Source organism: Erythrobacter sp. 3-20A1M (assembly GCF_018636735.1).
Classification (GTDB): Bacteria; Pseudomonadota; Alphaproteobacteria; order Sphingomonadales; family Sphingomonadaceae; genus Alteriqipengyuania.
This window is the reverse complement of the sequence record NZ_CP045200.1, coordinates 1,262,539-1,285,378: the sequence shown is the minus strand read 5'-3', so window position 1 is coordinate 1,285,378 and position 22,840 is coordinate 1,262,539. Positions and strand designations below refer to the sequence as shown.

The following is a 22,840-nucleotide window of genomic DNA, read 5'->3' as shown; positions in this document are numbered from 1 at the left end:
GCGAACTTATCCTATTGCCGCGGCCATGTCAGATATTTTGCGGCCCTGCGTGCCGGTGCTACGGTTGCTCGCAAGAGGAGAAGGCCGATGACTGGCGAAGCCGATGTAGTGCACGCGATGGCCGAACGCGCGGCCTTCCGTGAGATGAAGGACGGGACGGCGGAGGACTGGCAGATCATCGGGTCCGAATATCGTGCCTTTGCCCGGGGACTGCCCGACCGCGTGCTGGATCATCTGCGGTTGCTCGACGGAGATTTCGGCGGCTTTCCGGTATGCCGGCTGGAGCATTCGCTGCAGACCGCGACCCGCGCCCACCGCGACGGGCAGGACGAGCCCTATGTGGTGATGGCGCTGCTGCACGATATCGGAGACACGCTGGGCAGCTACAACCATCCCGATGTCGCCGCCGCGATCATCAAGCCGTTCGTCAGCGAGGAGCTGCACTGGATTTGCAAGAACCACGGTGCGTTCCAGGGCTATTACTACTTCCATTTCCTCGGTCTCGATCGCGATGCCCGCGATGCCTTCGCCGATAGCGAGCATTTCGAAGCGTGCCGCGCGTTCTGCGAGAAATACGATCAGAAGGCCTTCGATCCCGACTACGACAGCGAGCCGTTGTCCTTCTTCGAACCGATGGTGCGCCGCGTGCTCGCCCGGCCGACCAAATCGATTTACGTGAAAGCGGCGGCGGAGGCCTAACTCCCCGAACCGTCGCTTGGCAACGGCAGTTCGGCGGCTTCCGCCAGCTGGGCGGCGAAGCGGGCGCGCCAGTCGGCCCCTCCCGTGACCCGCATCGTCTGGGCGACCAGTTCGGCTTCCAGCGCCAGTGCCCGCGCCCGATCTTGCCAGCTATCGTGGGTCCGTTCGCGAAAGATGCCGCCGGCGTGTCCCGGGCCGACGCGCTGCATGAACCGCACCGCGGCGATCGGATCGTAGCCTGCATTGGCGAGCAGCCACGGCATCATCCGGTCGGCCTCGCGTTCCGTCTCCCGCTCGTTGCGCATGCTGCGTCCAGCGGTATCGAGCCGTGCGCGGTGGCGCAGGATATTGTGCGCCAGTTCGTGCGCGAGTGCGGCGCCGAACTCGTCCTCCGGATAGCCGAAGCCTGCGAAGTCGTTTCCGATGACGACGCGCGTTCCCTCCGCCGCCGCTTTGCCGCCCATCTGCACGACTTCGAACCGTGTGGCGCAAGCGGGCACGGCGCCGAGCTCGACCGTGCGGCGCTCTCCGTTCCGCGAAAGCGTGAGGCGCGCGACCCCATCCGCGCGCAACGCGGTCTCCAGCGCCGCCTCGATCGCTTGCAGCCGGGCCCAGCTGCGGCGGGCGTCGAACGGAAAATCGCCGATCGATCTGTTTCCTATCGCCAGCACCGTATCGTCGAGCGCGATGCCTGCGCGCGCGGCGGGCGAACCGGGCACCACGCTCTCGACGCCGATCGGGCCGGCAAGGGCAAGTCCCGCTTGCAGCGCACGCGCATCCTCTTCGCCGTAGGTGGCCAGATCGTGCAGCAGCAGCCCGGTTGCGGGCGCGGTTTGCGGGCACAGGGCGCCGTTCCCGTCGGCCAGGCGATAGCCCACCCGCTGCACCAGTGCGTCCTGCGCGCGAAGCTTCGCGAAGCCACGGGGCAAATCGGCGGCGCGAGCGGGTGTGGCGACGATCGCCAGCAGGGCGAACGCAGCGTACAGGGCGCGGGCGCTCATTCCCGGTCGGGGACCAGCGCCTTGGCCAGCGCTTCCTGCCCCTGTGCGCCTTCCAGGATGGTGCCGTTCGCCACCCAGCTCGGCGTACCGGAGAAGGCGAGCCGCTGCGCCAGTTCCCCGTTGCGCTCGATCTCTGCGGTGATGTCCGCGCCCACTGCATCCTTGCGCGCGCGCGCAAGGTCGAGGCCAGCCGCCTGCGCCGCCTTGGCTATCGCATCGGCGTCGCCCTGATGATCGAACAGCGCACGGTGGAACGCGGCGAACTTGCCCTGTTTCGCCGCCGCCAGCGCAAGCCGCGCCAGCTCTTCGCTCCCGTCGAAGATCGGCCACTCGCGCACGACCACGCGGACCTGCGGGTCCGACCGGATCAGCGCCTCAACCTCCCGACTCGAGAGGCGGCAATAGCCACAGTGATAGTCGGAGAATTCGACCAGCGTCTTGCTGCCTTGCGGGTTGCCCAGCACCGCGCCGGGAAAGGCGTGCGTTACGTCCGCCTCCACGCCGGACAACCGCCCCTCCGCCTGGCGCCGCTGCAGCTCCGCGACCATGCGTTCGAGGATCTGGGGGTGTTCGACGAGGTAGCTCTCGGTCCGCCGGTCGGCGAGTCCGCTGAGCGAGAACAGCCACGCGCCCAGAAATCCAGCGGCGAGTGCGGACAGGCCGAGGACGGCGATGAGGAGCGAACGTTTCACGGGAAGCAGCGGCTATCGGCGGTCGCGGCTGCGTTCAAGCTCCGCCTCGGCCTGCATGCGGATATCCTGTGCGCGCAGCCAATCGGGCGTATCCTTGGGCAGCGCGCTCTCGGCGGCGCGGGCACTCATCAGGGCGCGGGCGTATTCGCGCGACAATATCTGCTGTTCCGCGCTGGCGAGGCGGGCGCGCGGTTCGTCGCCCTGCGCCGCATAGACGACGCCGAGCTGATACCAGGCGAACGGATTGTCCCGGTCGCGCGCGACCGCAGCGCGCAGCACTTGCCGCGCCTCGTCGTAATGCGCCGGGTCCTCGGTCGCGATCAGGGCATGGCCGAAGATCGCCGCGATCAGCGGGCTGTTGCGCGTGAGCTCGTTGGCGCGGCGGAGCGATTCCAGCGCCTCGTCCGGGCGGCCCGACTCCAGCAGCACCTGGCCTTTCAGCTCCAGGAAATAGGGATTGTCCGGTTCGCGCGACAGAAGCGCGTCGGTTTCGGCGATCGCCTGATCCATGCGCGCGTCCTTGTGATAGGCATAGGCGCGCGCGTAGAGCGCCGCCTCGTCGTCGCGCGACAGGGGGTAGTCGCGCAATGTCGCTTCCGGGGTGGCGAGATAGCCCTCCAGCTTCGCCTTCATCAGCACGAAGCGGGACTGCAACTGCGGGTCGACCGGCGTGTTCCAGGCCGGGTCCTTCGAATAGACGTCGCGCAGCCGCGACATCCGGTCGCCCGTCATGGGGTGGGTGCGCACGAATTGCTCGTCGTCGTCCTGGCTGATGCCGTGGCGGATTTCCTCCCCCATCAGCTTGTCGAAAAACGCGATCGAACCGCGTCCGGAAATCCCCGCATCGGACAGAAATTTCGCGCCAGCGGCATCGGCGCTGCTTTCCTGTACGCGAGTGAAGGCGAGAAACTTCCCCAGCGCCGCGCGCTGACCCGCCATGATCGCGCCCATTCCGGCCTCGGCCGATCCGGCGGCCACCGCCACCGCGCCCAGCAGCAATGACAGGATCGAGATGCGCGAGGCATCCGCCATGCCTTCGGACGAACGGATCACGTGACCACCGGTGATGTGGCCCATTTCGTGCGCGATCACGCCCTGCACTTCGTTGGCGTTGTCGGCCGTTTCGATCAGGCCCGAATGGATATAGATCGCCTGTCCACCGGCGACGAAGGCGTTGATAGACGGATCGTTGAGTAGGACGATATCGATCGCCCCCGGCTGGAAACCCGCGGCCTTTACGATCGGGGCCGCCATGTCCTGCAACAGTGCTTCGCTCTCGGTATCGCGCAGGATCTCCTGCGCCATGGCCGGGCGGGCCGCGAACGCGCAGGCGGCAAGAGCGAGCAGGGCGTTGCGGAGGAAGCGCATCGGGCCCGCTTAGCCTTCCCGGCGCTGAACCGCCGCTGAAGCGGCAACGGCCGGGGACGCGCGCCTGGCGATAGCGACACCCAGCCTGCGGCGATCCGGTATGCTAGGTTTCCTGACGTGATCCCTGTTCATAACTGCCCTCTTCGATCATCTTGACGATGTTCGCGGTCTCGTCGTCGACCGCCAGCCCCGCGGTGCGCAGGAAGGCGTTGCCGGTGTCGTAATCGCTTCCCAGCCACAGCGGTACGCCGGCACCTTCGATCGTCGTCTTGGCTTCGATTTCCTCCGCCGACAAGGGCTGTCCCAGGCATCGGATGAACACCGCTGCGATCCGGCCGGGCGCGCGCTCGACCGTCTGGGCGAAGGCGGTGAGGTCCCCTTGCGTGTCGTCGCCGATCAGCGCGAAGCGCAAGTCCGGATAGAGGTCCATGATCTTCGCGATCGAGCGGCTCTTGTGCGCGGCGTGGCCCGCGCTGCCCAGTGTCGCCCGGTCGAAGCTCCAGTCACGCAGCATCATCGGGCCGAGCGGGAGCTCGCGACCCCGGAGGAAGGCCACCAGATAGGGGAACAGGTTCCACGGACTGGACGAAACATAGAAGAACGGGCGGCGCGAAACGGTCAGGCGCGAGCCGATGGCCGCACCCTCCTGCCCGGGCTGTCGCCCCCCGCCGAGTTCCCCGTAGAAGCCGCCTGCACCCGCCACCTGCTTGCGATCGTGGGGCAGCTGGATCAGCATCCGGCGCCAGTTGCGCACGACGTTGCGCAGGCCGCCCGTTATGCCGGTTTCGATGATGGTATCGTCAATGTCGGAGATCACCGCCAGCCGGATATCCTGGCCGGGCACCATCACGTGGCCTTCGACCGATTGCGGACCTTTCGCGTTCTCCCAGCCCAGCTCAACCACTTCCCAGCCGGTGCGCGCGGGACGGGCCCAGTCGCCATCCAGGGCAATATCGAACCACGCATAGCCTTCGCGATCGGTGGTCGCGCCATACCGGCGCTCGACCCCGTCCGGGCGGCGGACGGTCAGGGATACCCGCACCCCGGCGGCTTCGGCGCTGGCGAACTGGCCCCACATGGTGCGCAGGGCGCGCCACTGGCTCATGCGTTCGAACGCCACCGGATCGGAGCGCAGAGCCCGCGCCCCGATCAGCAGGCGCTCGGTGTTGCGATAGCCGAAAAACGGCTGGATGCGAACGGGCGACCGGGAGAAGAGGGACATGATCCGTCCCTAGCGTTCGTATGCCGGGGCCGAAACCCACAGCGACACATTATTTCCCGAACACGCGATAAAGTTTCCCTCTGATTAACCTTGATTAGTGATTCGCCGTGCTGCGCGTTCGATCATGGCGTGATCGGACGTAACCTCGCCCAACAGCACGATTTCTCCAGTGGCCAGGCGCCGGATCATCACCAGCCCGAACTCGTCCCCCTCCGTCGGGAGGGAAGTCAACGGGCGACCCGGATTCGACCGCAGGCTTCGGGGCAGACGTGGACGCGCGTTCTCGGCTTTCGAGGCCGCCCCGCTCTCCAGCCTTCGCAGCCGGCGTTCTTCCTGTACCACAGCCTTCAACCCGCCGTCGACAGTGCGCAAATGGCGCGCCAGCATGCCCGGCGCCATCTCCTGGCGGTGGGCGAAGGACAGGGCGGCGGCATATTCGGTGAGCCGCGTCTTGTCGTAGCCCGAACCGAAAACCAGCTTCACGACCGGGGTCATCGGCGCGCGCGCCTGCACCTTCAGGCGATATTCGGTCAGCAGTTCGGCGAATGCATCGGGCTCCTGCGCCGCCGCCAGGCTGACGTCGTAGGCGCGACCGATCGCGTTGTAGAGCGCCAGTCGGCTGCGATCTTCGCAACTTTCGGCGTGCGCCGCGAGCGCGCGAGCGGCGACGAGACAATCGTGCAGGCCGCCCGACAGCGCCTCGTCCGAATTTGCCGCCTCGGTATTGGGTCCGTCGGCCCATCGGCCCACCGGAGTTTGCGCACGGAGTGCGGGCCCGAGGGAATGGCTGGACAGCGCCTCGCGAACTTCCTGTTCCAGCGCCCGCGCGCGGTCGGCGTCGAGCGCTTCCTTCCAGTTGATCACGCCGAGGATCGAATCGATTTCCTCGTCGTCGCGCGAAAACGGCATCAGGATGCCGCGATACATGATCTGTTCGCCCCGCGCGTTCACGAATTCCGCCTCGAACCCGATCGGCGCGCGGTTCGCCAGGATTTCCATGTAATGCCCGGTGATACGGCTGAGCAGCGAGCGGGCGGGTACGTCGTCCACCGTTTCGATTCGTGCGTCCGCACCGCATTCCTCGGCCAGCGCGGTGCCGATATGGCGGATCGCCGGCTGGAGCGGATCGCCGGTGAAATCGAGGAGGACGCTGTTGGTGGCGAAATCCGCGACCGCGTTCAGATCGAGATCGTCGGTCGAAGGCAGCGAGCGCGAGCCCAGCAGGCTGGCCCAGTAGCTATAGGCGCGCACCTGCAACCGCCGGTCGTCCTGCCCCACGGGGGAAGGCGGCGGCTCGGGCGCGTAATCCGCCTCTGTCAGCGTCAGCTCGTCTTCTTCCGGGAGAGCATCCCAGTCGAAAGAATCGTAGTCGGGCGAGAGCCTGTCCATGATTGCGAAGTCCCCACTCGTGTTGCGTGGGCTCCTTCTGGCGCGACATGGTAAACAATCCCTTAAGTCGCGCCGACTAATCTGGCGCGACGTCCCGCCGGGTCAGAAGATGTATCGCATCCTGATCGTGTGCTTCACAAGTGGGCCGTCCACCGCGAAGGCGGCGGAAGAGAACGACGGCGGGCCGAGCCGGAGCTTCGCATTGCGCGAGAAGCCGAAGCCTTCCTTGGGCACCATCAGGGCCTTGTCCGCCTTCCCGTTCGCGTTCTCGTCATGCAGCAGCGCGATCGCGTATTCGCCCTGCGGCACGTCGGAGAAGGTGAACTGCATGCCATCCTGCGCGGGTATCGCTCGCCTGCGCGCGGCGGGGTCCTTGCTGCAGTCGGGAAAATCCTTCGCGTCGGCGGTCAGGCAGGCAAGCACCTGGCCATGGTCCGACCGCAGGCCGGTGACGGTAACCCGGACATCGCCCCTCGGCAGCGCGGCATTTCCGGCCAGGCCCAGACCGGCCACGCAGATTCCTATCGCCGAAAGGCGGCGGACAGTCCTCGGTCGGTTTTGCATAGTCGATCCCAAAATCTGAAATAGAGCCCGTAATTGCAGGCATAGCGCTCATGATGAAGCTGGTGGTGGCTGGCCGTTATCAGCCAGTTCCCTGCCCGCGAATGAACCAGCCGTCCCGGGAATACCTCCCAACCCATATGGTTGGTGACGCCCATCACGGTCATCACCAGCAAGACGCAGCCCAGCATCGCCACGTGGATCGGGACGAGGAACACCAGCGCCGGGATGACCACCGCACCGCTCAGCGCCTCGATCGGGTGGAAGCTCATCGCCGCCCACGCCGTCGGCGGTCGGCTTGCATGATGCACGGCATGCGCTACGCGGAAGATACGCGGGCGATGCATCAGGCGATGCGTCCAGTAGAACCAGGTATCGTGCGCGAAGAGATAGAGCAGGACCGACAGCGGCAGGTACCATAGCGGATAGTCGGTCCACCCGCTGTAGATCTGTGTCCAGCCATGCTCGCGCCAGGCCCATGCCGCGATCCCGGCCGGAATGCCGTAGATCGCTGCGGACGCCAGCGACCAGCGAATCTCGCGCCCGATCTGCGGTTTCAGCGGCGCGTGATAGCCGGGCCGCACGCGCCCGGTGAGCCAGGCGAAGAAGCCGCTGGTCGCGAGATAGCGCAGCGCGACGATCGCGGTCATGGCGAGGGCGGAAAGGGCGACGGCGATGAGCATCGCCCACCCCCTTACAGATATTCGCCCGAAGCGGGGAGGGGCAAGATTGCGGTAGGGCGGGGCCTTGGGCCTAGAAGCCCCGTGCTAAATGCCCGAGCCAGCGCCCCACGGCGCGCATTCGGGATCGACCGCCACGCTCAACCGCCGCATCGCCGCGCGCGCAGCTTCTCGATCTCGACCTTGCGCCGCGCGGCCGACAGCGGATGCGATGGGGCTGGGCGGACGATCTCCGCATCGTAACCGTCGGCCACGATCACGCCGCAGCAATCCGGGCGATAGCCTTCACTTTCGAGCGGAGAGCGATCGAGACCCGGTGGCAGGCCCCAGTAGAACCGGTCGCAATGATCCAGATAATCGGGCCATTTCGCATCGCCGAGCAAGTCCCCGCGCGCGACCTTGATTTCCACGATCACCACCCGACCCTTCGCATCGACCCCCATCAGGTCGGCACGCCGCCCGTTGCGCAGCGGCATCTCGGTGACGCACCAGATATCGTTGCGCGCGAACAGCCGCACGATCCCGCGCGCGACTGCGGCGGCATCGGTGGCAAGCGGATCGACAGCGGAGCGAAGGGAAGCGGTGGCAAGCGGATCGACAGCGGAGCGAAGGGAAGCGGTGGCGGACATGGCCCTTCACTGGAACAGACCGGGAACCTCGTCAACCCGTCCGGTAACGCAAACCGATACATTTGCGGGTGGCGCAGGCCCCCACCCTTTGCTAATGCCCCGCGACGCCCACGCGGCGGCCCATATCGGCACCCGTAGCTCAGCTGGATAGAGCGCTGCCCTCCGAAGGCAGGTGTCAAGCGGGATTGTGCTGTATAGTTTGAAGGAATTGGTTGGAAATTTAAGAGCTTAGATGAATGCGAGGATTGGGTTCACATCGCAATTCTTTCCGCGTAAGCATCGCGTAAGCGTAAAGCACCCGTAGCTCAGCTGGATAGAGTGTCGCCCTCCGAAGGCGAAGGTCACAGGTTCGAATCCTGTCGGGTGCGCCATTTCCTTATCAACCCCATTTCGTTCCTACCTAATTGGCGCACCGGCGTCGGAAGCCTTCGAGAGCGAAGGTTGCTTTTAATCGCCAATGCGGTTCGTGCCGGAAGCTCGACGTGAGCCCCCACATACTGTGACTCTTGACAGGAACCCGCAGATGATTCACGGTTTGTTCACAGCTTGTCCCCAGTATGAAGGGGAGGTCAAACGATGAAGCGCAAGTCACCAAATATAGGGGTAAGTCTCCCCAAGTGCCGTTGTTGCGGCAATTATTGGCGTCCAGCGCCGGGCGTCAATGCGAACGCTGCTTACTGCAAACGGTGCGCCAAGGAGCGTCACGCGAAAGCTGTCGGTGTTTTTGGCCTGAAACGCCTGAGCCCCTCCGACATCAAAGGTGCGTATTTGCTCCCAAGACGATTGCGCTCAAGCTAAGCGCCGAAGAAGGCCTTCAATCCTGCAATTGCTTTCCCTTGACCAACCACTCCGCCGGAGCCGTCCAACGACATGGAACGCCCGCTAGCGATTGGTTCGCTCCACGCGCGCCATTGATGCTTACGTGACGAAATCCGTTCCCACTCAACCTTTATTCGCCGCTGTCCCTTGGTCCGGTGCCACTTGATTAGCTGGGGCGCCACTTCAACCTCCCACTGCGGCTCGACTGGAAGTGCGGCTATGCCTGCCAGCACTTGGGTTGTGTTTTGGAAGCGCTTTGCCGGATCATCGTTCATCGTGCGGCGGATGAACGTGCGCCAAGGCTTCGGGATGTGCGGAAGCCACTTGAGGGTATCCACGAAGCCCCCGTCCTCGATCATCGTCTGCGGTCTGGGGGCCTCCTCGTACCAGACCTTGCCGTGGAGGAGGCGGTAAAGCGTCATGCCGAGAGCCCATATATCGCTCTTCGCGCTGGTTGGGCCGTTGTGCCAACATTCGTGGGCGATGTGGTCCCAGTAGCCCGCCTGAGATCCATAGCCCAGGAGCAAGTCATCCGTCACCAAGCCGAAGTCTGCAAGCTTTGCCACGCCCTGACCGTTGAGGAGGATGTTGGCGGGCTTGATGTCCCGGTGCAGCATTCCCCTTGAATGCAGAACCCCGAGGCCCTGTAGCACCTCGGTCGCCGCCTTCTTTACGGCCCGGAGAGTCATGGGCCCGGCCTCGTATTTCTTCTCAAGGGAGCCGCCAGCGCAGTATTCCATGCAAATCACTACGCTGTCGCCGCCGTCGCCCTCCACTACGTGATGGACTTGGACTACGTTCCTGTGGGTGGCCTTGGATAGGTGTTGGGCCTCGTTCAGCGAGCCACCTTTGTAGAGTTGCCACCGCGCATCGTCGTGGTGGGCTTCGCGTCGCAGGACCTTCACCGCAACGTTTCCATGCGCCGGATCGACACCATGGAACACCTCACCAAAATGGCCATTTCCAATTTTCACGCCGATTGTGAGGCCGGAGATGTAGTCGGTCATCAGTCATTCCTTGCAGCGACGAGGAGCATCGCAACCTCGCGGCTTCCTTTCCTCAGCTTCCCGCCGGTCGTGTGGGCGTCCCAGAACGAGTCATCCGCCACATAGTCGTCCACGTTGCGCTCCCCATAGGTGCGACTGATTACCCCTTTGGTGAGTTGCCTCACCGGACAGACTGAAGCCGCCGCTGCGATGACTATGCCGCGAACCTCGGCGCTATGAAGCATCCCTAGCTTCGCTGCGCCCTTGCCCATCACGGCGCTAGCTTTCACCACCACATCTTCGATGCCATTTTCGCGGATGTAGTCGGCACATTGCTGATGGAGGAAGCCGTAGGCCTCGCTCCGGTCGCCCTTCTGCACCTTCCAAGTGTCGTCGGTCAAAACGACAATCGGCCCCTCGTCGTCGGGGACCTCAACATCGACGTAGGTTACACCTTCCTTCGAGGCACTGAGCCCCAGCCATCGCTTAGTCATTCAGAATACCCTGTTTTCCGAGGTGCCTTGATACAGGGAGATGGCGCGGTGTGGAAGAGAAGGGAGGAAGCGTCCGGGGATACGGCATTGATACTGGACGATTATTGCAGCATTGGTGGAGCATGTACGAGACCTTCACCTATGATGATCCGGCCATTCTTCCGGCCGCCTCCCGCGATCACTGGGCCTACATGGAGAGCAATTCCGCTGCCGCAGTGATGAAGGCGGTCTGCCCGGACGAGTGGAGGGACATTGTCGAGGTGCTCTCGACCTACCGATTGGACCCGAAGTATTGGTTGAAGGCCGGTGGCAATCGGGGCGACATTGCCGAGCAGATTGATGATGAATTCGGAAAGCGCGGCTGGTCCGAGACCCGGCTCGACCTAGAGACACGCGGCCTGTTGTTCGACAAGGACGGCAATTCCGTGGGCGAACTCCCCGTCATCCGGCAAGAGGGCTACCTCGTGGACAACTTTAAGAACCGTATCGTGCTGGACGTGGAGTGGAACGCGAAGGACGGCAACCTCGACCGCGACCTCGCCTCCTACCGCTCGTGGTTCGATGCTGGCATCATTTCCGCAGGCGTCATCATAACGAAGGACCGACTCTCCCTGCTAGCTCTCGCCCGTCGACTTTGGGGCGACTATCAGGCTACCCTGCCCCAGGAGGAGCGGGTCGCTAGGCTGCCTATCGACCTAACCACATCCACCGTGACGGCGTTGGACAAGGCCGAGATGCGCATGCGCCGGGGCGTGATGGGGTCATGCCCCGTCCTGATAGTCGCGGCGAACGAGAGCACGTGGAACGGGCAGCCCTACGTCTGACTTAGCTCCCCCGTCTGCCCCTTGGACGCATCGACGTTTCCGCACTGGCGAGCAATGAACGCACCCGCTGGATCGAGTACCCGGTCTCGTCTGCGATCTGGCGAACGCTGTTTCCTGCCTCGTAACGGCTCTTGAGCTCGGCACCAAGCGCCACGGCAACATCCGGTTGGAGGTGCTCATTGGCGCGAAGCTCAGGGAGGATTTCGCCACCCGCATACCCCTTGTGGACCTTCCCACGCGGTACTTGGCCCTCTGCTGATTCGTCCCCCCACAGCGTCCACTGCGGCCGGGGGTGCCGGGCGAAGAGCTCGAGGTACGGCCCGGGCGAACAGCTCTCGATCAAGTCGTACTGCTCATCCGGTTTGCGCGAATGCTCTCTCTTCCTCGTCTCGATCATGTTGACCTGCGAGCGACCGGGCGCGAGCGTCCGCATCGAGCCCTTGACCCCGAAGAGGAGGATTTCAGTCACATTGCGGAAGTAGAAGCCCACCCCACGACCATCCGGGCCGCCGTCCTTCCGGCGCTTAGCCCAGATAATATTCGAGACATACCGAAAGCCCCACGCTGACATAACATCGAGCCCGTCCGGCAGCAGAGCATTCGGCACCCAGAGATAGAGGTGCGCGTTCTTCGCCGCTACATCGCTGACCGGAAGGTCCTTGATCGACTCAAGCGACATGGTCGAATAGCGATCGAGCCGCCGATGCTCCGGCGCTACCTTCCCTGTGCGGTTGGAGAACCGCCAAGGGGGATCGGCCAGCACGGTAGAGAAGCCGCCAACCACTCGGGGCAGGGGCGCGGGTTCAAGTTCGGGGCGGAGCGGTTGGGTCTGGGCAATGTTCATGCCGAACACACTAGGAACAAATTAGATCTTTGAAAAGATCTTTTTGCCCAATTTTCGCTGCCTTGGGCGGAAAAACCTAAGCCCCGGCTCCGGGCAGCCGTCCGCTAAGGTGGCACGGCCTTGCCTCCAATGTCGAGAGCGAAAGGGGCGCACAACGGGCTGTACCGTCCCCGGTAGCCAACCGAGCGAACGACACGAGCCCTCAGCGGTTTAAGCGGCACCCTTGAAACGAATATCGTCATTGTATCCATTGGCGTTGCACCACTCACCAAGTTGCGCGTGAACCTGGTCGATGTAAGCACCGTCCCCCGGGCCATGCCCAAAGGGGAGGTGTTCGTCACTGTCGCAGAGGTCAAGCATCATCGCCAGAGCCCGCCCTGCAAGATCGGGGTCCGCCTTGATGCGGAGATAGGCCTCGAGCGGCTTATCTTTGCCTAGCTCCTCCCCCCCGAGAGCTCGCTCGAAGTCCGGCACGCTGCAACGATGGCGGACGGTTACACCGTCTGACCGGCACTGCTCGATTTCGTCATAGATGCTCTGATTGATCGTCCACATAGCGCTGGCGCCCCCCTTGGACGTGTAAGGCCAATCTATATCATGAACGATGCCGAACGGGATTTGGAAGTGTCGGAGCATCCGAATGAGTCCCGGAAGGATACCCTTGCCGCGAGCCCGAATTACGGTCGCCCGGTCCGCGAGTTCGTGGTTGGTTTCGACCACCGCAGCAATGAATGCAGCGTGCTCTGTGTCGCCCTCAACGAGGATGGGGTAGGACCCAAAGAACACCTCAGAAAAGCCCACATCCATTTGCTGCAATGCTTGGAGGTTCTTCTTCATTCCTTCGTCGAACGTCACCTCTTCCGTGCGGTATGTCTTACGCTCAAGCGGGGATTGGTCTCCACCCTTGCGCTCGAGTCGAACAATGGTGGTGTGATTTTCGAGCGGGTTGACGAAGTACGGCGAGTGAGTGGTCATCATTACCTGCCAGTCCGGGTCAGTGGCGAGCTGGTAGAGATGTCGTTGAGCCGCTCGGGCAGCCATCGGATGGAGCGCATTCTCTGGCTCGTCGATAAGCAAGAGATAGCCAGGGAACGCAGGATCGTCCTCCGCCTCGGGCAGCTTCTCACCCGCATCGAATGCTGCGATTTTGGCTAAAGCGGCTTCGAGGACTTCGCCCTTTTTGCCCTTGGCCTCCTTCTCCAGCCCCGACCGCACTTCGAGTTGTCGGGTGAGTTGATTATGCACCTGAAGCATTGACCAGAAGAGTGCTCTCCGCGCCCCTGTGCCTTGCTGGGCAAGGGAGGTCTCAACCTCACCATCCTGCACACGGATGCCGGAGCCCTCCTTCATTAGCTTCTCGAGGCTTATAGATGGCGCCGCCATTGCCACGTCCAGCCGGACACCAAGGCTTGGGAACACTCCCTTGAACCCGTCGTGCACCTTCGCCGCGATGCCGTCGAAGCGCTCCTCGTGTGTCTTACTCAACTCATCGACGACACCCATCAAGGTGACGACCGACTTCGAGAGATCGGATTCAGGATCACCTTGATACGCCTTCATCTCCGCCACGAAGGGGGAGAGGGCTAGAGTCAATAGCAGCTCTTCGGTCTTATCCGCATCCTCCAGAGAGCCAATTCGTAGCGGTCGAGGAAGCCGTGACTTGAAGACATTGTCGGCACCACCGGCCTTAGCATCTGCTGACCAGTCGCTCTCCGTAGGGCTCCATGTCTTGCGCGCGCCCGATCCGTCCGCTTGCCACTCCCACCGGCTCTTCAGAATACGGAGATCACCCTTAACCACCTTCCATTCTTCGGCAACATTAGCAATGCCCTCCGGGATGTGAACGTCAAGCTCCACTACCGACGGTTCACCATCAGGTGCCCAACGGCAACGATCACGGCCAACATCAAACTTGTTTGGACTTTGCGCGAGCTCGTAACCCCGAAGAATGGTCGATTTGCCGGCGTTATTTTTGCCGACGAGGCAAACAACATCATCTAGCGCAACCTCTACGCCCTCCGTACCAATGCAACCTACATTTTTAATAGCGAGTTTCAGCAACTTCGAACGGTTCGCCATCATCCATCCCCTTAGAGATACTATATTTCCGTCGGTTGAGGATGGCCAGTCCAAGTGCGGAAAAATGCGCGCACCGTTCGCGGGGATCGCGTTACATTGGAGGTTACCTATGACTTGCTGCCTAAAGGCGAAACGCCACGAAAGTCTTTGAATAACTGGAGCGGGCGAGGCGGCTTAAGCGCCCGGCCCCAACCTGGGCTAGGCTTGAGCCCAATGGCTGCGATTGGCCAGGACGATTCAGTCCTGTTTCATCTTAGAATAAGTCACACACCGGACACCCACCCAACAGGCAAGCTGCACGCTATCGCTCCTGCGCCAATGCCGCCAAAAATGCTGGCAGCGATCACCTCCTCGGAACTTTCGCGACGCTCCGGCACTTTCGATACTGACCTGCGCTTCGTGCCGTCCGGAACCTTGGCGAGCGCTGCCAGGACGATCGCGCGAACAAGTGCAGGATGCATGGTCATCTGCCCGGGTCTTCGGCCTGCTCATCCGGAATGCGCCTGCGCTCGACCAGGCTACTCAAGCTCTCTGTCAGCACAAGGGTCGAGCTGCCCAGCTTGATAAACTCGATCTCACCTTCGCCGATGAGCACGTAGAGCGTACTGCGACCGATCCCGAGATAGCGACAGGCTTCCGGTATACGCATGGCAATCGGTTCAAAGGTGGACTCCCGTTTCCGTACGCTGCGCTGCTTGATCGTAGATTCTAGCGGCATGCCGGTCGGTCCTTTTCATCTTTCGGGTGATGACGGACCGACCTGGGGGACATGGAGGGGAGCAGGCCAGGCCCGCCATCGACACCGATTATCGGTCGAGTAGGTCCGATTGCGCCACATGACGTTTTTACGCTGGAGTTGCCGTTTCCACGCCGTCGCGCCGATCTGTCATTGGACTTGGCCAGAATGCATCTCCACGCATCCGGAGGGATGATAGCGGCCACGCCATTTGCGACGTCCGGGAACCGATTTGGGCGTAGTCCGACCGACCGCCGTCGCCAAGCACATTGAAAAGAAACGGGATTTTCCAAAGATCGCCGCACGACATCTCCGGGTGCCGTCGCATATTGCTTAGCAAAACCAACCACATGCAGCCCGGCCGACGGCGCTGCTTTTATCTCGCCATCCTATTTGGCTGTCTGGTTTTCGTAGTATTCGCCATCGTCGTTTCCTCTCTTTAGCACTAATTGACCAACTATTCGACGCTGCTGTGCGCAGGGATGCGAAGGTGCGATTGAGGTCTGATACGCCGCGCAATCCTCCGTGCTCATCGAGGGCAATATCGCTCTGCATTGAGGCGATAAGCGAGCCCTTGCGGCACATGTCGCTATCGGAGTTACGGGGCAACGTCACAGGCAATCGCGCGTGGTCCGCTAAGAGCGGCCACAGGCGAGATATCGTGCTTCCCGTTGTCCTGGTCTGTACCATTCCTTCTGCCGCTCGCGCGGACCTCCGTATGTCGTCGAGCCGTCAGCCGGCTGCGTTCGTCGTGTTCGTCCTCATGACCGCGCGTAGCTCAGTCGCTGCATCTTGGCGGCGTAGGCGGTGTCGATCTCGTGCGCGTCGGGGTCGCCCGCATAGAACGTGCCGTCGCGCCACATCGCGTGCATCACGATGGCGAGCTTGCGGGCAACCGCAACGCGCGCCTTGGCGTGGCACTTGGTCTTCGCGAGCTTCAGTCCCCATGTCTTGATCGTGTCACGGCCCTTGAAGCGGGTGAGCATCGCGGATGCGGCTTCGTAGAGCGCGCGGCGCATGTCCGGATCCCCAGCCTTGCTGATCCGGCCCTTCACATCGATGGATGAGCCCGACTGCCAGCGGCGCGAGGTGAGCCCGAAGTATGCCGCGACGTTGCGCGAGCGACGGAACCGGGCAGGATCGTCGATCGCGCTCTTGAAGCTCAGTGCGGTCACCGGGCCGACGCCGGGGATCGCCATGAACCGGCGGCACAGCTCATCGCGCATGGCGAGCTGGGTGACCAGCTTGTGCAAGATCAGATACTCGTCCCACAGCGCTGCGCGCGCTCTGAGCATGCACTCCATCAGCCCTGCGGTCATCGCATCGTGTGCAACCGCCTCGCGTACCGCCTTCTCCATCGATCCGCGCCCGACCTTGCCGAGCCGGATCCCGAACACCTTCAGCGAGTGCCTGATCGCGTTCTCGATATCGAGGAACTTGCGCTTGAGGTTGCGCCGCTGGACCAGCAGCAGGCGTATCCGGTAGCACTCCTCGGTCTTGATATGCGCCTGCCGGAACCACCCGGTGCGCATTATGTGGGCGATGCCGAGCGCGTCGGCGGCGTCGGTCTTGTTGCGCTGGGCCGACAGTGCAGCGCGCACATGGCGGGTCTCCAGACAGACAGCGGGCAGACCCAGTGCGATCAATCCGGCATGCAGCCAGGGCGAGACCGATCCCGCCTCATGGCCGACCCGGCGCAGGCGCCCCGTAAAGCGCTCCAGCGCCTCGGCGATCAGCTCCGGCTCGGTCGGGACCTCGGTCTCCAGCACCACCTTACCGTCATCGCCTACCACGCAAATGGCGGTCGCCTCGATCGATACATCGAGCCCTGCAAAGTACTCCATCACCCGACTCCTTCGCTTGCGCTTAACCGAAGCGGAGGAAGCGCCAGGTGCAGCCATCGTACAAGCCTTGGCTGTCGCCAAGTACTCGCCAAATACAGCGGCAATCCTAATACTACCCCTGCACCAGACGCCCCTGGACGCTCTTTTACGAGAGCCAATCCCTGCTGCAAGTTTGCACGCGCGTTGCACTGACTAAGCATATCATTTGCAACCCTGTTGCTCAGCGCCTGCACCTAGAGCGCGTTGCGAACACCTCCTTTGAATGTCGGCTTGAAGCTCTTGGGTCGCATTGAAAGTCGCGCCGTGACGAACTCCAGCCAGATCAGATCGCACCCGGTGGGCGCTCGATTGGCGCGTTGCTGATTGCAGCGCTGGTGCTTCAGAAGACCATTCTCGAGCGTTCTACCGCCGCCCCTGCTGCGCGTCGTGACATGATCAAACGTCGGATAGGCGGGATGGTATCGCTTGAGCCGGGAACCGCTCGGAACATGCTCTCCGCATCCGGCGCACAAGGATCCCTGTGCCCAGCGAAGGGCTCGGAGTTGTCCGGCACGTTGTTTGGTAGCGGCCACGGTGTTGCTTCTAGACTGTCGCGATGGAGACCAAGTTAAGTGCAGACTGCGAGATGGTCGGAAAGCGAGCAGCTGACATCGCGTCTCCCGATCGCACCGAGGAGCGCCCATGTCTATGCTTTGTCAGGGCGCGCCTTAGCATCGGCTTTGAGTTTATCGAGGCGCTCCGAACATACTTCGTGGACCACTCGGCCAAGCTCCTCGACCTGTTCGCCGAGCCATTCGAGTTCCTCTTTCGTGATGCGGTAGTGCTTCGAGTAGCGTGCCTTGACGTAAGCTTCCTTGAGCTTTTCGAAGCGGCTGCGGTCGCGTTTGGTGTCGCGCGGCCAGACGTAAGTGAGGCGCGGATCGATGCGCTCGGCCTGGGTGCGAAGAAAGCCGAGATTATGCACGTGCGGCGTGTAGAAGGTGCAGACCAGGAGGACACAATGGTAGAGGGTTTCAGTTCCTTGATGCAAAAGGAAGGCGGCTTTCTTCCAATCTCCCTCTGACATGTAGAAGCTAAAGCCTTTCAAGAAGCTCGCGGCGCTAGGCATCCACTCGTCAAAGTATTCCTGCGCCATCGACAAAGCCTGCTCGTGCGTCTTGGGCTTCGGCGTGTGCAGTTCGGTCTCATCGGACTGGTAAAGCGCGATCCCGTCTTGCTTCACGTCCATGAAGAAGTAGCGACCGTGGGCCAGCCCGTCATTCACCTCCTGCAAGGTGTGGACGATGAAATTTACCGGGGTCTTGAGCGCCTTGGTCACACCGTATTCGCGCATCAGCCGGTCATCGAGCTTGGACCAGTATTTGACCCGATCGACCAGCCGCTTGTCGTTGACGATGATCAGCAGGTCGAAATCCGACTGGTAGCCCTTGGCGGTGTGCGGCTCATCGACCCAGGTGCCGCGCGCATAGCTTCCGTAGAGGATCACCTTGAGGATGCGTCCGGCCTTCTTCCACTCGTGCTTGGCCAGCGCAAAAGCGTCTTCGAACTCCTCAAAGATGAGCTGCACCACGCGTTCAATCTCGCGCTGCTTTTGCGGTGGCAGATGATCGAGGTCGGTCTTCATCATCCGACACCTAGCAAGGTGCTGGAATGGTTGCACCTGTCGAGTGCAAAGGCGCGCGGTGACGGCGCCCCCCAAAGCGCTAAGGAGCCGCGCGCTGGCGCGCCGCGCGTTAGCAACAATCCGATGAGGATTGTCGTTAGGATTGTTAAGGGACGCTGTGTCCCAGCATTCCTGCGGGTTTGAGGCCTTTCTCGGTTCCCGATAGTCCGAGTTTCCGGTTCCTGTTCGTCCGAACAATCGGGTTCCCGATAGTCCGAGCGGACCAGCACCTTATGCACAGAGTTGGCCATCCCCATTTCTGGGGATAGGGCTTGATCCAAGAAGCGCGTAAGCGGCAGGTTGCAGGACTGAAGTCCAATTCGAGCCATCCTGATCATCTGGAAGTTCTGGCGTCACGGCCAGCCAGGAATTCGCTCATTGTGTTCTTTCGTGTCACGCGATCGAGCGAGTAGGCGCTCTCTTGAAATCGCGCACCCTTGAGGAGAGCATCGACATAGCCAGCGATTATGTCGGCGGCCGTGATCAGCGTAGCATCGAGGACATGAATATATTTGCTGGTGATCGATCCCTTTGCATGCCCCAAGAGCGCGGCGATCGTTATTTCCGTGAACCCAAGATCGTTGCCGATGCTGGCGAAACTGTGTCGCAGGACATGAGCCGTAACGCCTTCCAGCGGCGTGCCATTTAGCAACTGGTTCCACTGCCTCGGGAAGCCGCCGAAGGCGGTGTCTGCCCCATAGCCCGGGAATACGTAGCTGCCTGTTGCCGTTTTGTGCTCCGCCTCCAGGAACTCGATCACGGGCAGGCCAACAGGTCGAATCGACCTGCCTTCCTTGCTATCGGAAAGTCGAAGACAACTGCCGCTGAGATCGACATCGCACCATTTGAGATTGATGATCTCGCTTCGCCTGCAGCCGGTGAGAGCGATCTGGCGAATGATATCGGTTGATGGCCAGAACTGTTCGTTTTTCTTCGCTTCGATGAGCAACTGACCCAAAATGCCATACTCGGCCTCGGTTAGCCTCCGCTCCCGCACCTTGTATTTCGGCTTCTTGATACCGTGAGTTGGATTGCGGTCGATGACCCCAAGGTCGATGGCATAAGTCAGGATGCCGCCGATCAGGCCTAGTGTGCGTGTGGCGGTTCCTGGACCACCCTTCACAATCGACTTGCCCCGTAGCTTTTTGGTTTTGACGACAATACGCGACCGGCCTGCGATAATATCGCGCATGATCTTGACCATGTCGGCCCGGGTGAGATCCTTGACACGCCGACTGCCCATCAAGGGAATGACATGACGCTTGATCCGCCCGATGTCGGTATCGATCGTGGATTGCTTCTTGGGTCGCCCGCCTTTGCCGAGGATAAGCCCGTCTTCAAGGTCTTGAATGTAGCGCTCGCAAAGCTGCTTCATCGTCATCGCCCGATGATCTTCTTGTCGCTCCTCTGCGGGATCATCGCCGGTTGCGACGCGACCCAGCTGGGCCTTGGCTTCGCGCCGGGCAAGCTCGGCAGTCCAGATTCCGTGCAGCCCAATCGCCATGCGCCGCGATCGTCCGCACTGGCGGTATTGAACGATGTAGCTTCGTTTGCCTGAGGGGAAGACACGCAACCCAAAACCGGGTAGTTCTTCGTCCCACAAGATGTAGTCCTTGGTCTTGGCTTCGGCAGCTTCGACAGCGCGTTTGGTCAATTTGACCATGGCGATCTCCGTCTCGGGACCTCGAATTCGCGTAAGCGTGAAGGAAGCACGCGGCGGCAAGTCGAGGCGTAAACGCGGTTACGCCAGCGCAAACTGCAATCAATCTAAATCACTTAATAACAGTAGTTTAGAGTAGAATTTCGTAGTCTGGCGTACCGGTTTTGTACCGGCTCCGAAGGCAGAGGTCACAGGTTCGAATCCTGTCGGGTGCGCCAGCGGCTCGGGACGAATTCGGTTCGCCGCCCGCGCTCAGGCCGTCTTTTCGATCCGGACGGGCACGCCCTTGCTGGCCGGGGTTTTCGACAGCTGGTCGTGATACCATAGCGGCACCAGCGGGTTGAGTTCGGGGAAATAGCCCGCGAGCGTGCCCTTGGGGAGATTGTAGGGCACCACCGTCAGCCCCTCCACCGCGCGGGTCGGTTCGGCGTCGCGGCCGGTGTCGGTGATCAGCGAGACGCGGTCGCCTTCGGCAAGGTTCGCGGCGACCATGTCCTCGGGGCGCATCAGCACGATCATGCGGTCGCCCTCCAACCCGCGCAGTCGATCCGAATGGCCGTAGATCGTGGTGTTGAACTGGTCGTTGGAGCGCAGGGTGACGAGGTGATAGCGGCCCTGCGCGTCGCCGACGCCGCAAGCGTTCAGAACGGTCGGGTCGGTGAACTCCGCCTTCCCGCTTTCGGTCTTCCAGATACGCTCGTGTGCGGGATTGCCGCGGTAGAAGCCGCCCGGCTGGATCATCCGCGCGCTCATGTCGTGGAACTGGTCGGGCCAGGTGCGCGCGATCAGGTCGCGGATGAGCGCATAGTCCTCGGCCCATTCGCGCCAGCGCAGTTTGGGATTGCCCGAGACGGTCGCGGCGGCGATCCCGGCGACGATCGCGGTCTCGCTCAGCAGATGTTCGCTCGCCGGGCTGCGCTTGCCCATGGAACCGTGAATATGGCTGAAGCTGTCCTCTATGCTCACCCACTGGTTGCCGGTGGAGCGCAGGTCCTCCTCGGCCCGCACGAGGCAGGGCAGCAGCCAGCTTTCCTTACCCGGAATCAGATGCGTGCGGTTGAGCTTGGTCGCGACGTGGACGGTCAGCTCCATCCGTTGCCAGGCCTCGTGGACCGCCTCGTGATCGGGCACCGCCATGGCGAGGTTGCCGCCGAGCCCGATATAGCCCTTGTTCTCCCCCGCCAGCAGCGCTTCCAGGAATTCGACCGTGGTGTGCCCGTCCTCCTCCGGCGTTTCGAGGTCGAGCAGCTCGCGGTATTTCTCAACCGGGGCGAGCTTCACCTTCTCGGTGATGCCGACCGTGCGCTGCCCCTGCACGTTGGAATGGCCGCGGATCGGGCTGCACCCGGCGCCCTGCCGCCCGATATTGCCGCCCAGCAGCAGCAGGTTGACCAGCATCCCGATGCCCTGCGCGCCGTGAACATGCTGGGTCAGCCCCATGCCGTAGATGCCGATCACCTTCTTCGCGTTGCAATAGACGTCGCCCGCCGCCTCCATCTCGGCGCGGGTGACGCCGGAGGCACGCTCCAGCTCGGGCCAGCTCGTGTCCTTCAGCGTCGCGAGAAATTCGTCGAGCCCGGTGGTGTGCTGATCGATGAAGGCTTCGTCGAGGATCCTTTCGCGGCCCTTCGCCTCGGCCTCGGCGTCGCGTTCCAGCACCCGCTTGATCACCCCCATCAGCGCCGCGATGTCGCCGCCGGGGCGCACCTGCAGGTACTGGTGGTGCATCTTGGTCGGCTTGCCGACGGTCATCTGGACCGGGTGCTGCGGATCGACGAATTCGACCAGACCCTTCTCGCGCAAGGGATTGAAGACCACGATCTTGCACCCGCGCTGTACCGCTTCCTGCAGCGGGCGCAGGATGCGCGGCGAATTGGTGCCGGGGTTCTGGCCGAGATAGAAGATCGCGTCGCAATGCTCGAGATCTTCCAGCGTGCAGGTGCCGACCGGCGATCCGATCACCTTCTTGAGGCCGACCGAGGTCGTCTCGTGGCACATGTTGGAACTGTCGGGCAGGTTGTTGTGGCCATAAGCCCGGGCGAAGATCGCGTAGAGATAGCTCGGCTCCAGAGCCGCCTTGCCGCTGGCGTAGAACGTCACCGATTTGGGATCGAGCGCCTTCAGCTTCGCCCCGATCGCGGCAAACGCCTCGTCCCAGCTCGCCTCGACATATTTGTCGGTTTCCGGATCGTAGCGCAGGGGATGGGTCAGGCGACCTTCCATCTCCAGCTCGTAGCCGGACCATTCGCGCAACTCGGTGACGGTGTGCTGCGCGAAGAATTCGGGGGTGCAGCGCGCGCTGGTCAGGTCCCACAGCGTCGCCTTCGCACCGTTTTCGCAGAATTCGAACGTGTGCGGAGCGGGCGGTTTGACCCAGGCGCAGGAACTGCACATGTACCCGCCGGGCTTGTTCTGGCGGCGCAGCGTTTCGAGCGCGCCCGGCCCCGCGCGATCGCGCAGCTCGCTCTTGATCAGGCTCTTGACCGATCCCCAGCCGCCTGCGGGCCGGTCGTATTCCTTCGCCTCGGGTGCCTTGTCGCTCATGCCAGTGCCCTCGTCTGCCTGCCCAGTAGCAGGAATGGTCGGTTCGGTCTGCCGTTCCGCCTCGCCGTCTTGCCCCGGAACCGTGCGCACTGTAGCGCGGTTTGAC

Annotated in this window: 20 protein-coding genes, 1 tRNA gene and 1 pseudogene; 3 read left to right on the top strand and 19 right to left on the bottom strand. The window is 62.5% G+C overall.

From position 1 onward, the window contains the following. Window positions 1-87: 87 nt before the first annotated feature. A complete protein-coding gene (locus F7D01_RS06265; RefSeq protein WP_251567117.1) occupies window positions 88-699 on the top strand; it encodes an HD domain-containing protein in 612 nt (203 codons plus the stop codon). Here F7D01_RS06265 and F7D01_RS06260 read toward each other — a convergent pair. The 8 genes and pseudogenes from F7D01_RS06260 to F7D01_RS06225 form a co-directional block, all read right to left on the bottom strand. After that, window positions 696-1,700 carry a M48 family metallopeptidase gene (locus F7D01_RS06260; RefSeq protein WP_215229333.1) on the bottom strand — a complete coding sequence of 335 codons (1,005 nt, stop codon included), beginning with the start codon at window positions 1,698-1,700 and terminating at the stop codon, window positions 696-698. The two genes, F7D01_RS06265 and F7D01_RS06260, sit on opposite strands and share 4 nt — an antisense overlap. Further along, window positions 1,697-2,392 carry a DsbA family protein gene (locus F7D01_RS06255; RefSeq protein WP_215229332.1) on the bottom strand — a complete coding sequence of 232 codons (696 nt, stop codon included), beginning with the start codon at window positions 2,390-2,392 and terminating at the stop codon, window positions 1,697-1,699. Before F7D01_RS06255 ends, F7D01_RS06260 begins: the two co-directional genes overlap by 4 nt. A gap of 12 nt (window positions 2,393-2,404) precedes the next feature. Next, window positions 2,405-3,760, bottom strand: a complete 1,356-nt coding sequence (locus F7D01_RS06250; RefSeq protein ID WP_215229331.1) for a M48 family metalloprotease — start codon at window positions 3,758-3,760, stop codon at window positions 2,405-2,407. Between the two features lie 103 nt (window positions 3,761-3,863). Further along, on the bottom strand, window positions 3,864-4,982 hold the full coding sequence (locus F7D01_RS06245; RefSeq protein WP_215229330.1) for a phosphatase domain-containing protein: 1,119 nt from the start codon (window positions 4,980-4,982) through the stop codon (window positions 3,864-3,866). 84 nt (window positions 4,983-5,066) lie between these two features. Then, window positions 5,067-6,371, bottom strand: a complete 1,305-nt coding sequence (locus F7D01_RS06240; RefSeq protein WP_215229329.1) for a PAS domain-containing protein — start codon at window positions 6,369-6,371, stop codon at window positions 5,067-5,069. A gap of 102 nt (window positions 6,372-6,473) precedes the next feature. After that, entirely contained in the window at window positions 6,474-6,884 is a 411-nt protein-coding gene (locus tag F7D01_RS06235; RefSeq protein ID WP_371819692.1) for a DUF2141 domain-containing protein, read from the bottom strand. An 8-nt stretch (window positions 6,885-6,892) separates the two neighbouring features. Next, entirely contained in the window at window positions 6,893-7,615 is a 723-nt protein-coding gene (locus F7D01_RS06230) for a sterol desaturase family protein (protein WP_215229327.1), read from the bottom strand. A gap of 84 nt (window positions 7,616-7,699) precedes the next feature. Next, window positions 7,700-8,241, bottom strand: a pseudogene (locus F7D01_RS06225) (MmcB family DNA repair protein). A gap of 294 nt (window positions 8,242-8,535) precedes the next feature. Between F7D01_RS06225 and F7D01_RS06220 the strand changes: the two are divergent. Beyond that, a tRNA-Arg gene (locus F7D01_RS06220) sits at window positions 8,536-8,612 on the top strand. Between the two features lie 423 nt (window positions 8,613-9,035). On the opposite strand, the gene F7D01_RS06215 is transcribed toward F7D01_RS06220, so the two are convergent. Next, window positions 9,036-10,067: a serine/threonine-protein kinase gene (locus tag F7D01_RS06215; RefSeq protein WP_215229326.1), complete on the bottom strand. Its 1,032-nt coding sequence runs from the start codon at window positions 10,065-10,067 to the stop codon at window positions 9,036-9,038. Further along, window positions 10,067-10,540: a hypothetical protein gene (locus F7D01_RS06210; RefSeq protein WP_215229325.1), complete on the bottom strand. Its 474-nt coding sequence runs from the start codon at window positions 10,538-10,540 to the stop codon at window positions 10,067-10,069. The genes F7D01_RS06215 and F7D01_RS06210 overlap by 1 nt, the downstream gene beginning before the upstream one ends. Window positions 10,541-10,662: 122 nt before the next feature. Between F7D01_RS06210 and F7D01_RS06205 the strand changes: the two genes are divergently transcribed. Then, window positions 10,663-11,364, top strand: coding sequence for a BglII/BstYI family type II restriction endonuclease (locus F7D01_RS06205; RefSeq protein ID WP_251567114.1), 702 nt, complete (start codon window positions 10,663-10,665; stop codon window positions 11,362-11,364). 1 nt (window position 11,365) lies between these two features. On the opposite strand, the gene F7D01_RS06200 is transcribed toward F7D01_RS06205, so the two are convergent. From F7D01_RS06200 to F7D01_RS06160, 9 genes are all read right to left on the bottom strand, one after another. After that, on the bottom strand, window positions 11,366-12,208 hold the full coding sequence (locus tag F7D01_RS06200; RefSeq protein ID WP_215229324.1) for an MT-A70 family methyltransferase: 843 nt from the start codon (window positions 12,206-12,208) through the stop codon (window positions 11,366-11,368). A 210-nt stretch (window positions 12,209-12,418) separates the two neighbouring features. Further along, window positions 12,419-14,290, bottom strand: coding sequence for an ATP-dependent endonuclease (locus tag F7D01_RS06195; protein WP_215229323.1), 1,872 nt, complete (start codon window positions 14,288-14,290; stop codon window positions 12,419-12,421). 260 nt (window positions 14,291-14,550) lie between these two features. Next, window positions 14,551-14,754 carry a hypothetical protein gene (locus F7D01_RS06190; protein WP_215229322.1) on the bottom strand — a complete coding sequence of 68 codons (204 nt, stop codon included), beginning with the start codon at window positions 14,752-14,754 and terminating at the stop codon, window positions 14,551-14,553. Further along, the gene (locus tag F7D01_RS06185) at window positions 14,751-15,005 is read right to left on the bottom strand and encodes a helix-turn-helix domain-containing protein (protein WP_215229321.1); all 255 of its coding nucleotides are present in this window, start codon (window positions 15,003-15,005) and stop codon (window positions 14,751-14,753) included. Before F7D01_RS06185 ends, F7D01_RS06190 begins: the two co-directional genes overlap by 4 nt. 779 nt (window positions 15,006-15,784) lie before the next feature. Then, complete coding sequence (locus F7D01_RS06180) at window positions 15,785-16,867, bottom strand: IS110 family transposase (protein ID WP_251567111.1); 1,083 nt, start codon at window positions 16,865-16,867, stop codon at window positions 15,785-15,787. A gap of 233 nt (window positions 16,868-17,100) precedes the next feature. Then, window positions 17,101-17,550, bottom strand: a complete 450-nt coding sequence (locus F7D01_RS15510) for an HNH endonuclease (RefSeq protein ID WP_371819691.1) — start codon at window positions 17,548-17,550, stop codon at window positions 17,101-17,103. Between the two features lie 2 nt (window positions 17,551-17,552). After that, window positions 17,553-18,491: a HEPN domain-containing protein gene (locus F7D01_RS06170; RefSeq protein ID WP_215229697.1), complete on the bottom strand. Its 939-nt coding sequence runs from the start codon at window positions 18,489-18,491 to the stop codon at window positions 17,553-17,555. A gap of 373 nt (window positions 18,492-18,864) precedes the next feature. Continuing rightward, window positions 18,865-20,193: a site-specific integrase gene (locus F7D01_RS06165; protein WP_215229319.1), complete on the bottom strand. Its 1,329-nt coding sequence runs from the start codon at window positions 20,191-20,193 to the stop codon at window positions 18,865-18,867. Window positions 20,194-20,442: 249 nt separating this feature from the next. Beyond that, entirely contained in the window at window positions 20,443-22,734 is a 2,292-nt protein-coding gene (locus tag F7D01_RS06160) for an FdhF/YdeP family oxidoreductase (protein ID WP_215229696.1), read from the bottom strand. Window positions 22,735-22,840 lie beyond the last annotated feature (106 nt).

Excerpts from the sequence above, each read along its gene's own strand:
- F7D01_RS06240 (WP_215229329.1), bottom strand. The coding sequence starts at position 6,371 with ATGGACAGGCTCTCGCCCGACTACGATTCTTTCGACTGGGATGCTCTC.
- F7D01_RS06170 (WP_215229697.1), bottom strand. The coding sequence starts at position 18,491 with ATGAAGACCGACCTCGATCATCTGCCACCGCAAAAGCAGCGCGAGATT.
- F7D01_RS06215 (WP_215229326.1), bottom strand. The coding sequence starts at position 10,067 with ATGACCGACTACATCTCCGGCCTCACAATCGGCGTGAAAATTGGAAAT.
- F7D01_RS06265 (WP_251567117.1), top strand. The coding sequence starts at position 88 with ATGACTGGCGAAGCCGATGTAGTGCACGCGATGGCCGAACGCGCGGCC.
- F7D01_RS06200 (WP_215229324.1), bottom strand. The coding sequence starts at position 12,208 with ATGAACATTGCCCAGACCCAACCGCTCCGCCCCGAACTTGAACCCGCG.
- F7D01_RS06180 (WP_251567111.1), bottom strand. The coding sequence starts at position 16,867 with ATGGAGTACTTTGCAGGGCTCGATGTATCGATCGAGGCGACCGCCATT.
- F7D01_RS06190 (WP_215229322.1), bottom strand. The coding sequence starts at position 14,754 with ATGACCATGCATCCTGCACTTGTTCGCGCGATCGTCCTGGCAGCGCTC.
- F7D01_RS06230 (WP_215229327.1), bottom strand. The coding sequence starts at position 7,615 with ATGCTCATCGCCGTCGCCCTTTCCGCCCTCGCCATGACCGCGATCGTC.
- F7D01_RS06260 (WP_215229333.1), bottom strand. The coding sequence starts at position 1,700 with ATGAGCGCCCGCGCCCTGTACGCTGCGTTCGCCCTGCTGGCGATCGTC.
- F7D01_RS06185 (WP_215229321.1), bottom strand. The coding sequence starts at position 15,005 with ATGCCGCTAGAATCTACGATCAAGCAGCGCAGCGTACGGAAACGGGAG.
- F7D01_RS06250 (WP_215229331.1), bottom strand. The coding sequence starts at position 3,760 with ATGCGCTTCCTCCGCAACGCCCTGCTCGCTCTTGCCGCCTGCGCGTTC.
- F7D01_RS06245 (WP_215229330.1), bottom strand. The coding sequence starts at position 4,982 with ATGTCCCTCTTCTCCCGGTCGCCCGTTCGCATCCAGCCGTTTTTCGGC.
- F7D01_RS06210 (WP_215229325.1), bottom strand. The coding sequence starts at position 10,540 with ATGACTAAGCGATGGCTGGGGCTCAGTGCCTCGAAGGAAGGTGTAACC.
- F7D01_RS06195 (WP_215229323.1), bottom strand. The coding sequence starts at position 14,290 with ATGATGGCGAACCGTTCGAAGTTGCTGAAACTCGCTATTAAAAATGTA.
- F7D01_RS06160 (WP_215229696.1), bottom strand. The coding sequence starts at position 22,734 with ATGAGCGACAAGGCACCCGAGGCGAAGGAATACGACCGGCCCGCAGGC.
- F7D01_RS15510 (WP_371819691.1), bottom strand. The coding sequence starts at position 17,550 with ATGGGCGCTCCTCGGTGCGATCGGGAGACGCGATGTCAGCTGCTCGCT.
- F7D01_RS06205 (WP_251567114.1), top strand. The coding sequence starts at position 10,663 with ATGTACGAGACCTTCACCTATGATGATCCGGCCATTCTTCCGGCCGCC.
- F7D01_RS06165 (WP_215229319.1), bottom strand. The coding sequence starts at position 20,193 with ATGGTCAAATTGACCAAACGCGCTGTCGAAGCTGCCGAAGCCAAGACC.